Source organism: Nereida ignava (assembly GCF_001049735.1).
In the GTDB taxonomy this organism is placed as follows: domain Bacteria; phylum Pseudomonadota; class Alphaproteobacteria; order Rhodobacterales; family Rhodobacteraceae; genus Nereida; species Nereida ignava.
Genome location: NZ_CVPC01000010.1, coordinates 50,346 through 63,531, shown reverse-complemented (window position 1 = coordinate 63,531; position 13,186 = coordinate 50,346). Strand labels below are relative to the sequence as shown.

Annotated in this window: 13 protein-coding genes and 1 tRNA gene; 7 read left to right on the top strand and 7 right to left on the bottom strand. The window is 54.4% G+C overall.

Annotated features, from left to right (window positions below; translation table 11 throughout):
- Positions 1 to 101: 101 nt before the first annotated feature.
- Complete coding sequence (locus NIG5292_RS09685) at positions 102 to 1,247, top strand: MFS transporter (RefSeq protein ID WP_048599335.1); 1,146 nt, start codon at positions 102 to 104, stop codon at positions 1,245 to 1,247.
- 25 nt (positions 1,248 to 1,272) lie between these two features.
- Here the strand turns inward: NIG5292_RS09685 and NIG5292_RS09680 are convergent, their stop codons facing one another.
- Both NIG5292_RS09680 and NIG5292_RS09675 read right to left on the bottom strand, forming a co-directional pair.
- Entirely contained in the window at positions 1,273 to 1,884 is a 612-nt protein-coding gene (locus NIG5292_RS09680) for a sulfotransferase family 2 domain-containing protein (protein WP_048599334.1), read from the bottom strand.
- A 39-nt stretch (positions 1,885 to 1,923) separates the two neighbouring features.
- The gene (locus tag NIG5292_RS09675) at positions 1,924 to 3,093 is read right to left on the bottom strand and encodes an alpha-hydroxy acid oxidase (RefSeq protein ID WP_048599333.1); all 1,170 of its coding nucleotides are present in this window, start codon (positions 3,091 to 3,093) and stop codon (positions 1,924 to 1,926) included.
- A gap of 139 nt (positions 3,094 to 3,232) precedes the next feature.
- Between NIG5292_RS09675 and NIG5292_RS09670 the strand changes: the two genes are divergently transcribed.
- Together NIG5292_RS09670 and ychF are read left to right on the top strand one after the other, a co-directional pair.
- Positions 3,233 to 3,769, top strand: coding sequence for a pseudouridine synthase (locus tag NIG5292_RS09670; RefSeq protein ID WP_048599332.1), 537 nt, complete (start codon positions 3,233 to 3,235; stop codon positions 3,767 to 3,769).
- A gap of 55 nt (positions 3,770 to 3,824) precedes the next feature.
- Complete coding sequence (gene ychF / locus NIG5292_RS09665; protein ID WP_048599331.1) at positions 3,825 to 4,922, top strand: redox-regulated ATPase YchF; 1,098 nt, start codon at positions 3,825 to 3,827, stop codon at positions 4,920 to 4,922.
- Here the strand turns inward: ychF and NIG5292_RS09660 are convergent.
- Positions 4,919 to 5,854 (bottom strand): carbohydrate kinase family protein, encoded by a 936-nt coding sequence (locus NIG5292_RS09660; protein WP_048599330.1) that lies wholly within the window; start codon positions 5,852 to 5,854, stop codon positions 4,919 to 4,921. The two genes, ychF and NIG5292_RS09660, sit on opposite strands and share 4 nt — an antisense overlap.
- Before the next feature lie 185 nt (positions 5,855 to 6,039).
- On the opposite strand from NIG5292_RS09660, the gene NIG5292_RS09655 reads away from it, so the two are divergent.
- A tRNA-Ser gene (locus NIG5292_RS09655) sits at positions 6,040 to 6,129 on the top strand.
- Between the two features lie 65 nt (positions 6,130 to 6,194).
- Here the strand turns inward: NIG5292_RS09655 and NIG5292_RS09650 are convergent.
- The 3 genes from NIG5292_RS09650 to NIG5292_RS09640 are packed head-to-tail and all read right to left on the bottom strand — an operon-like array spanning position 6,195 to position 8,521.
- The gene (locus NIG5292_RS09650; protein WP_048599329.1) at positions 6,195 to 7,628 is read right to left on the bottom strand and encodes a DUF6880 family protein; all 1,434 of its coding nucleotides are present in this window, start codon (positions 7,626 to 7,628) and stop codon (positions 6,195 to 6,197) included.
- A 48-nt stretch (positions 7,629 to 7,676) separates the two neighbouring features.
- Positions 7,677 to 8,069, bottom strand: coding sequence for a DUF4149 domain-containing protein (locus tag NIG5292_RS09645; RefSeq protein WP_074842138.1), 393 nt, complete (start codon positions 8,067 to 8,069; stop codon positions 7,677 to 7,679).
- Between the two features lie 59 nt (positions 8,070 to 8,128).
- Positions 8,129 to 8,521, bottom strand: a complete 393-nt coding sequence (locus NIG5292_RS09640) for a dihydroneopterin aldolase (protein WP_048599328.1) — start codon at positions 8,519 to 8,521, stop codon at positions 8,129 to 8,131.
- Between the two features lie 137 nt (positions 8,522 to 8,658).
- Between NIG5292_RS09640 and NIG5292_RS09635 the strand changes: the two genes are divergently transcribed.
- Complete coding sequence (locus NIG5292_RS09635) at positions 8,659 to 9,984, top strand: Y-family DNA polymerase (RefSeq protein WP_048599327.1); 1,326 nt, start codon at positions 8,659 to 8,661, stop codon at positions 9,982 to 9,984.
- Positions 9,985 to 10,020: 36 nt separating this feature from the next.
- Here the strand turns inward: NIG5292_RS09635 and NIG5292_RS09630 are convergent, their stop codons facing one another.
- On the bottom strand, positions 10,021 to 10,335 hold the full coding sequence (locus NIG5292_RS09630; protein WP_048599326.1) for a hypothetical protein: 315 nt from the start codon (positions 10,333 to 10,335) through the stop codon (positions 10,021 to 10,023).
- A 198-nt stretch (positions 10,336 to 10,533) separates the two neighbouring features.
- Between NIG5292_RS09630 and NIG5292_RS09625 the strand changes: the two genes are divergently transcribed.
- Positions 10,534 to 11,775 carry an FAD-binding domain-containing protein gene (locus NIG5292_RS09625; RefSeq protein ID WP_048599325.1) on the top strand — a complete coding sequence of 414 codons (1,242 nt, stop codon included), beginning with the start codon at positions 10,534 to 10,536 and terminating at the stop codon, positions 11,773 to 11,775.
- Between the two features lie 250 nt (positions 11,776 to 12,025).
- Positions 12,026 to 13,135, top strand: coding sequence for a TauD/TfdA family dioxygenase (locus NIG5292_RS09620; RefSeq protein WP_048599324.1), 1,110 nt, complete (start codon positions 12,026 to 12,028; stop codon positions 13,133 to 13,135).
- The last annotated feature ends 51 nt before the right edge of the window (positions 13,136 to 13,186 follow it).

Genomic DNA, 13,186 nt, shown 5'->3' with positions numbered 1-13,186 from the left:
GGCGCTTTTGCGGCGAATCTGGGTGAAAGTCAAAGGGTTTTTGGGACGCGCGCCCAGTGATCGCTTGTGTGCAAGAGGAACTCGTGCGAACGCTTTGCGCAATGAAAGTGTACCGTGACATATACGACAGCCGCAAGACGCTGCTTGGCTTTGGCTCAATGGGTATTTTGTGGGGTGCGTTTGCAGCTTTTATTCCGCGTGTGAAAGCCCAAATTGATGTAAGCGATGCGACGTTTGGATTGATAATTTCATGTGCTGCATTGGGGCTTTTGGCTGCGATGGCCGCTGCCCCAAGACTTGATCGCCGCTTGCGCCGCTTTGCGATGCCAGCCGCAATTGCTGCTTTGGCGACCGCATATCTGGGCCTTGGGACGGTGAGCACGGCAGTGGGCTTTACGACTGTTATGTTTGTGGTGGCCTTTGCCTCGGGTCTTGCGGATATCGTTATTAACGCCCGCATTTCCGAGACTGAGGCCCGCACAGGGCGCTCTTTGATGAACCTTAATCATGCTGGGTTTTCTTTGGCCTATGCGTGCGGCGCGATCGTTACAGGCTTCGCGCGCGAAGCGGATTGGCAGACGTGGGTCGTTTTCGCGTTGCTTGCGGTGGTGGTTTACGCGGCGTGTATCAAGATGCCGATGCGTACGGCGTCCGAGACAGAACCGGATGCACCCAAAGGCGGACGTTTGCCAATTGGGGTGATCGTGTGGGGCGGCATCATTGTGTTGATCGCCTTTGAAACAGAAGGCGCGTCCGAGGCATGGTCGGCGCTGCACGTTGAGCGCACCTTGGGCGGCGGCGCTGCCGAAGGGGCGTTCGGGCCTGCGATGCTTGGTCTGACCATGGCTGTTGGACGCTTTTCCGGACATTTGATTTCAGGGCGCGTTAGCGGGATGAAAATCATCGTGGCTGCATCGATGGTCGCAGCTATCGGCGCGTGGTTGGCTGCAGCCGCGACCAGCCCAAACATGGCCTATGTTGGCTTTGGCATTCTGGGCTTAGGAATTTCCGTGATCGCCCCAACGGCCCTCAATATTGTCGGTGAGCGCGTTGGTATTGCGGATCGAACTTTGGTGATCGCACGCGTTTCGATTATCGGTTTTGCAGGATTTTTCCTTGGGCCGCCGGTGATTGGCTTGTTGGCCGAATATCACGGGCTTCGGGTGGCGTTTGCTACTGTTGGATACTTTTTGCTGATGATTTTGCCCGCAACAATGATGCTCAAACAGCAAGGTCCTAAGGCCTGAGTTATCACGCCTTGCTGGAAAGGTTTCACCTGCAGCGCAGATGCCCACCAGCTGCCATCACCTGATCGTAAAGGGCGAAATCCTCTGGCCACGCTGCGCGCACGTCTGCCTCGGTCTGGGGTATTTCTTCAATCAGTAGCGGACGCGACACATTCACAGTTGGGAAATTCAAGCTGGTCTCAAAACGCTCATCTAGAAACCGTCGCAGAACCGGCTGTTCTTCGTAGGCAAAAAGATGATCCACAAGCACGGTCCCGTCATCTGCGCTTAGGAAGTTGAACTGCCTGCCAACGGCACCGAGGGGCGGTTGCGGGTTTTGCAAAGCTGCGCTGGCAAAATCATGGAACGATACCCCATCGGTCGAGCGTGGGTTATCTTTGGGCAGGCGCACGCGGTACCGATACCAACTGCGCAGCCAGTCCATCGGCTCGCGGATCACGGCGATCACTTCGTTCGTCTCGTTGAGCGAGGCCTTCAAAAAGGGTGCGACGCGGTTATGATAAAAGCGTGCGTTCTGGTGTTTGCGGCGTCTGCTGAACCGAATGTCTGCGAGATTGCCCAAAGTCTGTTCAACCGCGGTTGAGCCCGTTTTGGGCGTTGCCAGATAGACCAGACCATTTTGGGACAATATCAACATGTGGCAAAGCTAGCCCGTTTGCACGGGCTAGGCCAGTGATCAGTTTTGTTGCCAAACGCCTTCAAAGCCTTCGGGAACAAGCAAGATATCGCGGTCCAACTCATCAATGGTCCGCCGCCCGCATAGCGCCATGGTGGTGTCTAGTTCCTTGCGGATCACGTCCAGTGCCATGGTCACGCCTTGCTGCCCCATTGCGCCGAGCCCATAAATATATGCCCGTCCAATCATCGTGCCTGACGCGCCAAGCGCGATTGCTTTAAGCACGTCCTGACCCGAGCGGATGCCGCTATCAAGCATCACTTCGATCTCTCCGCCGACGGCCTGCATGATGCTGGGAAGCACACGAATGGAGGACAACGCACCATCAAGCTGACGGCCGCCGTGGTTTGAAACGACGATTGCATCTGCCCCAACTTTGACGGCCATTTTGGCGTCCTCTGCGTCAAGAATACCCTTCAGGATTGTCTTGCCGTCCCATTTTTCAATCAGCTTGGCGACTTTTGACCAGTCTAGTGCGGGATCAAACTGTTCGGCAGTCCACGAGCTGAGCGATGACGTATCGCTGATGCCTTCGACGTGCCCGACGATATTGCCAAAGTTACGACGTTTGGCGCTTAGCATCTCAATACCCCAGCCCCATTTGGTCGCAAGGTTCGCTATGGTTTTGGCGGTCAGTTTGGGCGGTGCAGATAGCCCGTTTTTGAGGTCCTTGTGACGCTGACCCAAGATTTGCAGATCAAGGGTAATCACAAGTGCCGAGCATTTTGCAGCATTCGCGCGGGCGATTAGCCGGTCCACATAGTCCTCGTCTTTCATCGTATAAAGCTGGAACCAAAACGGCGCGGTTGTGGCCTCGGCGACATCTTCGATGCTGTTGATGGACATCGTCGACAGTGTGTATGGCACGCCGAATTTTTCGGCAGCACGGGCGGCTTTAATCTCGCCGTCTGCGTGTTGCATGCCAGTCAGACCCACGGGGGCAAGCGCGACGGGCATAGCTACATCCTGGCCTACCATCGTGCTTGAAGTGCTGCGGCCTGTCATATCAACAGCCACACGTTGGCGCAGGCGGATTTGGTCAAAATCAGTAGTGTTTTCGCGGAACGTTTGCTCGGTCCAGCTGCCAGATTCAGCGTAATCGTAGAACATGCGCGGCACACGGCGCTCGTGGATTTTCTTCAGGTCGCCGATGTTGGTGATCACAGCCATAGCTCGCTCCGCGTAAAATTGGTAAACAATGATTACCAACGGCGCCAAACTCAGGCAAGCGATTGTTGCTTTCGCTGACGGGGCGGGGCAGCTAAGTATGGAACGGATTTAGCTCAAGCAGAAACGCGGCGGAAATGTCATGGCGATCATCTTGTTTAATAAGCCTTTTGATGTGCTTTCACAGTTTACGGACCTGAAGTCCCCAAGTCCGCGTGCAACTCTGTCTGATTATATTGATGTACCCGCCGTTTATCCTGCTGGCCGTTTGGACCGTGATAGCGAGGGTTTGATGGTGCTGACGGATGATGGGCGTTTGCAGGCGCGTTTGACACAGCCGCGCAGCAAGACCCCCAAAACATACTGGGCACAGGTTGAGGGCACGCCAACGCCCGAACAGCTTGATGCCTTGCGCGCCGGTGTCACCCTGAAGGACGGGCCGACCCGTCCGGCGAAAGTTGAGGTGTTTGAGCCCGAAATCTGGCCCCGTGTGCCACCGATCCGTGTACGCAAATCGATACCCGATACGTGGATCAAATTGACCATCACCGAAGGGCGCAATCGCCAAGTACGCCGCATGACCGCTCACGTTGGTTTGCCGTGTCTGCGTCTTGTGCGTCATAGCGTGGGTGACTGGACAGTTGATGGCCTTGAGATTGGAGCGTGGCGGCACGCTTGAAGTGCGCCCGCTTGCGGGGTAAGCCGCTTTCAACTGTGACATGAGGAGCGCCGCTATGGGCTTTAAGATGGGTATTGTTGGATTGCCGAACGTCGGGAAATCCACACTTTTTAATGCGTTGACCAAAACGGCTGCGGCTCAGGCTGCGAACTTCCCGTTTTGCACGATTGAGCCGAACGTGGGTGAAGTTGGCGTGCCCGATGCACGCCTTGATAAGCTTGCCGCAATTGCCAGTTCCAAGGAAATTATCCCGACCCGTATGACCTTTGTGGACATCGCCGGTTTGGTGAAAGGCGCCTCAAAAGGTGAGGGGTTGGGCAACCAGTTCTTGGCCAACATCCGTGAAGTTGACGCGATTGCCCATGTGCTGCGCTGTTTTGAGGACGGTGACGTGACCCACGTTGAAGGGCGCGTTGATCCGGTGGCGGATGCAGAAACTATTGAGACAGAACTGATGCTTGCCGATATGGAAAGCATTGAGAAACGTCTACAAAACATTACCCGAAAAGTGCGTGGCGGTGATAAAGAAGCTGTCCAGCAAGAGCGCCTTTTGAAAGTCGCGGCAGAGTGTCTTGAAAACGGGAAACCACTGCGTGTGGTTGAGGTGGATGAAGACGATGCAAAAGCATGGAAGCTGTTGCAGTTGCTGACCACAAAACCTGTGCTTTATGTGTGCAATGTGGGCGAGGCCGAGAGTGTTGAGGGCAACGCCCACTCTGCCAAAGTGGCCGAAATGGCAGCTGCCCAAGGTAACAGCCATGTTGTTATTTCAGCCCAGATTGAGGAAGAAATCAGCCAGCTTGACGCAGATGAAGCGGCGATGTTCCTTGACGAAATGGGGCTTGCCGAAGCGGGTCTCGACCGTTTGATCCGCGCGGGCTACGAGTTACTGCACCTTGAGACATATTTCACAGTCGGCCCAAAAGAAGCGCGCGCTTGGACCATCAAAGCGGGTACATCAGCGCCCAAAGCCGCTGGCGTTATCCACGGTGACTTCGAGAAAGGGTTCATTCGCGCAGAAACAATCGCCTATGAAGACTTTGTCGCCTTGGGCGGGGAACAGCCCTGTAAAGAGGCGGGCAAGATGCGCGCTGAAGGGAAGGGCTACACCGTCAAAGACGGCGATGTCCTTCACTTCTTGTTTAACACTTAAGCGGTCAATTCATCGCGCCAAGGCGGGTTTGCCCCTTGGCGCGTTACCGTAATTGCCGCGACTGAGGCGGCGAACTGCGCAGCTTCGCGTGCTTGCTCTGCGCATAGGTTTGCAATTTTTTCAGGCGTCAGCAGGTCATTATCTTCAAGATTGGCCAAGAAACCTGCGTTGAACGAGTCCCCCGCGCCAACAGTATCGGCCACGGTGACTTTTTGTGCTGCGACAGTAACAGGTGCATCGGACCCCTTGAGATAGATCAACGCGCCATCTCCGCCTCGGGTGATGATCACAACTGATGGACCACGTCCGAGCAACGCGCGCGCTTTTTCTTCAAGGGTGGCGTCACTTTGGTCGATCCAGTCAAGATCTTCGTCAGACACCTTCACGATATCGACCCGTTCAAAAGCATCGGTCAAAACTGCGCGGTACTGCATCTCATCGGCAATAAATGCGGGCCGGATGTTCGGGTCAATCATGACCACGCGGCCTTCGGAGTTTTGCGCCAGCGTCTCAAGATAAAATTCCTGACAGGGCAGGGTGGCGAGGCTGATGCCCCCAAAATACAGAGCGTGGCATTCTTTGGGCAATGTCACAGCGTCCGCACGCGTCAACATCCGGCCAGCTGTGTTTTCGTCGTAAAAGGCGTAGCTTGCATGACCGTTAACCAGCTTCACAAACGCCAAAGTCGTGGGTAGGTCTGATCGTATGAGGTGATCGGTTGCGACATTGCTGTGTTCAAGGCCTTGTACCAACTGTTCGCCGAACAGGTCATTTGAAATGCCGGACACCAATGCACATTCAATCCCGAGGCGGCCCATAGCGACGGCCGTGTTGAAAACTGCACCACCACTGCGCGGCACATAGCTGCTTTCGCCGCTTGCCAGCGTTTCTGGAACCATATCGATCAGCGCTTCGCCGCAACAAATTATCATGACACATCCTGTTAATTGCTTGTGGCTAAGTAGCTTGCTTTTGCAGGTAGGGTCAAAGCGTAAACGCAGTATCATAAGGGCAAGATTGCAGCATGTGCTCCGCGCCCATTAAATTCTGCACGGCGCGACAATAATCTGGCAATTACCCCTTGTTTCCCCACCCCCCTGCCGCTAGGACGGTCAGCGGAGACGTGGCCGAGTGGTCGAAGGCGCTCCCCTGCTAAGGGAGTAGGCCCGGAAGGGTCTCGAGGGTTCGAATCCCTTCGTCTCCGCCATACCTCATATAATTTTGGCGTATAACTTTGGTCTGGTGGTCCAGCGGGTTAGCCACGGGGCCACACTACCTGCCTTCGTATTTCTCCCAGAACGACGATCTGCTTGAATGATCGGTTCGCAAAGTCGCGACATAGCTTTCGTGCGTTGGTAAATCACCATAGTCCGAGATGTCGTGGCTGAGCATTTCACAATCACGTAAATGGTTTGCGATGTGACCGTAACGTGATGTGCGGCCTTCAATGAGTGCGAAATCGATCATTGCGCGTAACAATATTGTGGCCGCTAACGGGTACTTTTGATGCAAGGTGTCTGCTGCGACGTTCAAAAATTCATAGTCGTCGCCATCGAATTCATCCGCCCGCGCGATGACTAACTGTGCTGCTGTGTGCAAATCGGGCCAGGTTAGGCAGAAGTGCAATGCGTGTGGGGCGTCGGGGTAAGCTAACACAACCTGTCTCGCGCGGTCTTCGGCGTCTACATCGTCAAAATCCGGCAGCGCCTTCATGAAGTTGCGCAGATGGTCACCGCTGAGCCGCGTCTCAAAACACGCCCATCGGTGTGTCTGCGCATCTGTCTTTCGGTCCAGTTTCAACAACGCTGCGATATAGGCGCTGTCCCAAGCATCTTGAGCAGACGGGTCAAATTCGGTGTTGGCATTTGTCAGGATTTCCAGCGCTTCTTCCGGCTGACCGTCGGTAATTTTAAGGGTCGCAACTTCGGCTGCAACGGATTTCCGCCGCAGGTCTGCCGCTGTGAACTGTGCAATATACCCTTCTGTGTCACCGCTAAGTTCTGCAATTTCTTGGAGGGATTTCTGAACAAGCGCCCTGCGTTGTGACGTGCGGTAGTCACTGCCGCCTCTTAGGTCACACAAAAAGGCAAATGCTTCGTGATCAGGCGCGGTTTGTTCACTGGAGGTGTCTGCAAATTGCACGATCCGTTCTTTGAGGGCGGCAAGACCGTCTGTGCCCAATGTCTCGGCGAGCAGGCCAATGATGTCGTCCCACTCGCCGTAGATATTATCAGAAACTGCTGCCCAAACACGGTCGGCAAGCGCTATGTTGTCCATCTGTGTGCGGGGGCCAATGTCTTCGAAATGTTGAAGAGCTTCGTGAAATGCGGTGGCAATATCACCACGACGGTCATCTGCCCGCGCATAGATCGAGGGCGCGAGTTCGATGAACTGCCACAAAAGATCGAACGCCGTGTCCGGGTCATCCGGCGCGATTTTGTCAACGATCATTGCGACTTGTGTATTGAGGTCCGCCACAAGGGACTTGCGCTTGCGCCAACTCACGCGCGCTTTGGATTTGCGGATGGCGGCAAGGCGCTTGCGAACGTCATGGGCCAATTCAGACGCGCCAAGGTTATGGCTTAACTCCATGCGCAGTCGCCGTTTGATATCCGCACTTCCCGTGCTGACTTCCATTAAAAGCCCGGCAAGGCGATCAGCGCCGAGTGCTGTCAAATTAGCTGCGTTAAGAGTTTTCTTGGACATGGCGGGCGGTGAACTTTCGACGGCTTTGGGGGAGTGGCGGCTATGAGTTTACGATCCGAGAAGCACGAGCGCCCATCCCGCAAGCCCCAGTTGGACCAGCTGAATGAGAACCGATAGTCCGTGCAGCCATTTGAAAGCAGCCTCATCATCACGGTCTGTTGCCGCGTTGATTTGGGGCATCAGTATTTGGCGCGCATAGACTGTACTTAGGCAAATAACGGCGAGCAAAGCTGCGGCGATACCCGAGTTTAGGAATGCCGCCGCAGTGCACAGAGCGGACAGCACAATGATAACCAAATAGTAGTATGAAAATGTCCCACGCAAAAGTGGGCGCACTTGGGCCACTGGAAGCTGTTTGAAGAGCACCGGTGCGAAGCCAAAACTGAAAAACGTCATGCCGCCGAATAAAACAGCACTTAGCAACAGAGTTACGATATCCACTTGAAGCCTCTCTTTCTGAACAACTGTTGAGTATTGATCTAACGTTCAACGCCGGTCCGTCACTTTGAATTACGAATATTCGCTAAATCATCTTCGTTAAGGGTAAGCCGCAAGCCAAGCGTGCCGCTTTGTTCAAATACCGGAAATTTACGCAGGTAGATCTCGGCGCTTTTGATGTCAGGGTAGAATGCACAAATCGCTGCAATCTCAGTGATCAGCCACTCCTGCGTCGCACGGTGGCCGGTACCCGCCACGTCATGGATTGCTGCGACCATCGGATCATAGTCAAACACATGGGCCATATCATCCTTCGGGATCAGAACTTGGCTTGCGTCAACGGATAACGCCAGATCAAGCAAATGATGGTCTGGCACAACATCATCAGGGCCGTATGTTCCAATCTGTGTAGGCAAAATCATATCGCGCAATTCAATTGTGCTGGTCGCTGGCATATCTGGTTTGAACCTCGCAAAAGCATTTCGGTAACGTGCAGGTAGCAGGATCAGAGGACGGGGCAACGTCCGGCCACTGGGCAATGCGAGTACGGGTATTATCTTTGGCTGTGGCCGGCTTGAAAGGAGGGTTAAAAATGTCAAAAAATCTGCGCCTTCCTGAGCGGCTATATCTGGATTTTGACAGCTTTTTTGCTTCAGCCGAACAGCATTTTAACCCCGCACTACGCGGTAAGCCTATTGGCGTGGTTGCGTTGGATTCCGCTCATACGGGCTGCATCGCAGTCAGTCGCGAGGCCAAGGCCATGGGCGTAAAAAACAACATGGCAGCACGCGATGCGCGGGCCTTGGTGCCTGATATGATATTCGTTGTGGCGCGCCCGGATGTTTATGTGCGGTTGCACAACCGCATTCTTGAGGTGATCGAAACTATTGTGCCGATCCAAGACGTCAGATCAATTGATGAGGTTGTCTGCGCGTTGTTGCCAAGTGAAGCGCGGCAGTGTTTGGCGTTGGCGGCAAGAATTAAGGCAGCCTTGGCGCGGGAGTTTAGCCCTGTGTTGACGTGTTCAATTGGGATGGCCTCGACAGAGCTTTTGGCAAAAATCGCAGCGGAGCGGCATAAACCAAATGGCACGCTCTTGTTGGATTTGGATATGCTGCCTGATGCGCTGGCCGATCTGAAGTTGACCAAGTTGCCGGGTGTCGGTGACGGTATGATTACCCGACTGGCCGCAGCGGGCGTTACTGATTTTGTGGGGCTTTGGCACCTTGCGCCGAAACAAGCGCGCGCAATTTGGGGCAACGTCGAAGGTGAGCGGTTTTTACAAGAACTGCACGGCACACACGCCCCGCGCGCCCCGACACGCAAGCGCATGTTTGGACACAGCCGCGTGCTGCCGCGTGAATGGCGCAGCCCTGACAAAGTAGAAGATTGCACACGACAATTACTGGCAGGTGCGGCGCGGCGGCTGCGGCGCACAGATCTGCGCGCGTCAAGGCTGACCCTTTCCATGCGAAGTCAACGCTTGCGCTCAACCCGTGCAAAAAGCGTGCAGGCGCAACGTTGGAATTGGGAAGGGCAATTTGCCCCATCGCGTGACGATCACAGCTTTCGCAAAACCCTTGCGCAAGGTCTGGCTGAGGCGCGCCGGACGATGCCATTCAGCCCCCACGCTGTCTCAGTTATGCTGCACGGGCTGGACGCGGAAGCTGATTTAACAGGTGATCTGTTTGATACGCTTTCCAACGATGCGGATGATCGCACACGGTGGGAAACGATTAGTGAAACGATGGATCAAATGCGGTCACGATTTGGCGGAAAAGCATTGTCACTCGGGGTGCATGACATTGTTCCGGGCGGATACGTTGGCGGCAAAATCGCATTCGGGCGGATACCGGAGGCGGGGGATTTTGAGGCCCCAACAGGTCACGATGGTGACACGCATTTCTGCAGTTTCTGAGGGCTGAAAACAGGTGCGGTTTTTGTGTCGCGGGTCTTAACTCAGCTTGCCGCGCCAAACTAAGGACTGTTTGTTCAACGCATTCAGATCAGCCGTTCCGTCAATGATATCGCTGCATAGACTTATGGCTTGCAGCGCTTGTGCGCGGGTTAAGTGCTTGTAGGCTGGGCGCGCCAAATGGTCGTACCAGACGCCACCACATACGGTATCCAGCACAATACGCTGAAAACAGTGATCGTTTTTGACGGGCCAATGGCGGTGTGTTGTCCGCGCCAACTCTGGCATCGTTTCCTTTGTCAGCACGGCATAGTGTGCCACAAGGTCAGCGGTTTTTGGTTCAATCTGTGTCATGCCATGCCTTTCAATTATTTGGTAAGCTAGGGCGACGTAATCTTTGGCAACATCTGACTTTGGTTTGATCTACTCTCGACGCAGGCGGAATTGCCGCTAACTGCATGTCCCATGAAGCGGCCTGATAAGCGTCTATTACGATAGCGGCGTGGGGCGTTTTTTGCAGCATTTTACGTTCAACGGCGCGGGATCGAAAACATGAAAACAAAAGATCTGATCGCTGAGTTGGCCGCGCGTTTTGAGCAGCCAGACTTTACCCCAACGCGGCAAGCAGGATTGGCGCGGCTGGTAGCCTTCAGCGAACGTGCGGGTGATGTCTACGATCGATGCCGTAACTATGATTTGGGTCCGGAATACCGCGCGAATGTATCGGCGCTGTCACCTTGGATAAGACACCGCTTGATCACGGAGACCGAGGTTTTGGAGGTGGCACTTCGCGTGCATGATTTCAAAAAAGCTGAGCGGTTTGTGCATGAAGTTTTTTGGCGAACCTATTTCAAAGGATGGCTTGAACAGCATCCGACGGTTTGGCCGGCGTACCAAGCGGGGTTACGCAGGCAGATAAAAAGCCTTGAAAAAGATCGGCGTTTGGCCGCGTATTACGGCGAGGCGATTGCAGGTGAGACGGGAATTGATTGCTTTGACGCATGGGCCGAAGAACTGGGTACGACCGGCTATCTGCACAACCACGCGCGCATGTGGTTCGCGTCAATTTGGATTTTCACTTTGCGCCTGCCTTGGGAGTTGGGCGCGGATTTCTTTTTGCGGCATTTGATAGACGGCGATCCCGCATCGAACACTTTGGCTTGGCGTTGGGTTGCTGGCATTCAAACTAAGGGGCGGCCCTACATCGCGCGTGTTTCAAATATTTCCAAATTTACCGACAGACGGTTTTGTCCGACCCACCAGATCATTACGAACGTCACGCCGATTGACGATGAGAGCGATCATTTGCGCAAAAGGCTTCCGGATGCGGTGCCGCCAAAAGATACCCCGAATGAGTTTCTGTTGTTGGTCACAGAAGATGATATGCAGATTGCAGACGCGCTGCCTCATGCGCCTGTGGCAACGATAGGCGCGCTGGCAACGACAGGCAGATCACCCTTGCCTATAGCAGAATTAGCGCAACGCTTTGCGTCAGGCGCGATGCAGGACGCCTGTGGTGGCGCTGTGATCATCAATCAGGACGCATGGGCAAACGAAATCATTGAGGCTTGTGAGCGGCACCAAACAAAAACGGTGGTTACAGGATATGCGCCAATCGGGCCGTCCGCGACCGCACTTGCAGAAGCACAACCTAATCTGACAGCAGCGGGTATTAAACTTATTCAAGTGCGCCGCTCGTTCGATACAATCGCTTGGCCTCACGCAACCAAAGGATTTTTCGCGATGAAAAAAGCGGTACCGTCCGTTTTGGAAAAACTTGGTATTACTCACTGATCAAGTACACATCGGTTATTGCGTTGTGTTTTCACGTAAGCGTCGCTAGAGTAGCCGCTCAAGAATTTCTTTGATCGTATCGCTGTTCGTGCTCTAGTCGAGTGGTAGCATTTCGGGAGGAGCCATGTGCGCTGTGTTGGGAAGATGTCTGGGCCACCCGCACGGTAAGGCTCAGGAGTGGTGGCCGCCCCCCTGTTAGGTGAGCGTCTATTTTCAGTTTTCTGACATCACACTCTCATCGGAGATACCTATGACACCGAACCTTACATCTGGGGCCGAGAGCCTTGAGATATCTTGGCCTGACGGCACCGTCGGCCAGTTTCCGTATATTTGGCTGCGTGACAGCGACCCTTCCGGCTTTCATGCCAAAACAGGCGAGCGTGACTTTGACCTTACCAGTGTGCCGCTTGACCTCGCGCCGCATAAGGCTGAAATCACTGCCGATGCCTTGATCCTGACATGGACGCCAGGGGCGACGCCAAGTCGATTTGATCTTGATTGGGTTAAGGCGCATCGGCCTGGACAAGTACGCTATGATCCCGCGGATATTGCACCTGTTCCTTGGCGCGCCGAGCTTGGCGACCACGGTGTGCCGCGCAAAGATGCCAGCGCACTTATGTCGTCAAATGATGCCCTGGCTGAGTGGCTTGAGCAGACAAAAAGATATGGCTTGTCGATTGTGACAGGCTTGGCTGATGATCCAGAGGCGGGCGAAACAGTTGCGCGCCGCATCGGGCATCTGCGCGAGACCAATTTTGGCGTGACGTTTGAGGTCATGTCCAAACCCGACCCGATTAACCTTGCCTACACATCGGATGCGCTGCCTCTGCACACTGATCTGACAAATCAAGATGCGCCTCCGGGCTACCAGTTCCTGCACTGCATTGCCAACGAGGCCCAAGGCGGCGGGTCCACATTTTGTGATGGCGCTGCGGTTGCTGAGGATTTGCGGACAGCTGATCCTCAGGCATTTGACATACTGTCGACTGTATCAGTTCCGTTTCGGTTTCATGACAATGAAACGGACATCCGTTCGCGCAAGCGTGTGATAGAACTCGGGGCCAAAGGTGAAGTTCGCGAAGTGTGTTTTAACGCACATCTTGCGGATATTCTCGACCTTGATCCAAGCACTATGACCGCGTTTTACCGTGCGTACCGCAAATTCATGCAAATGACCCGTGATCCCGCTTATGGCATCGCTTTTCGCTTGTGTGGCGGCGAAATGGTGGTTTTTGACAACCGTCGCGTTATGCATGGCCGCGAGGCTTTTGATCCGTCGACAGGCTTCCGCCATCTTCGGGGGTGCTATGTTGACCGTGGTGAGTGGGACAGCCGTTTGCGTGTTTTGAAGCGGGTGTAGCAACTATCTTGGGGCGTGCCAGCGTGCAGGTTGGTACGTGCCATTTTTCGT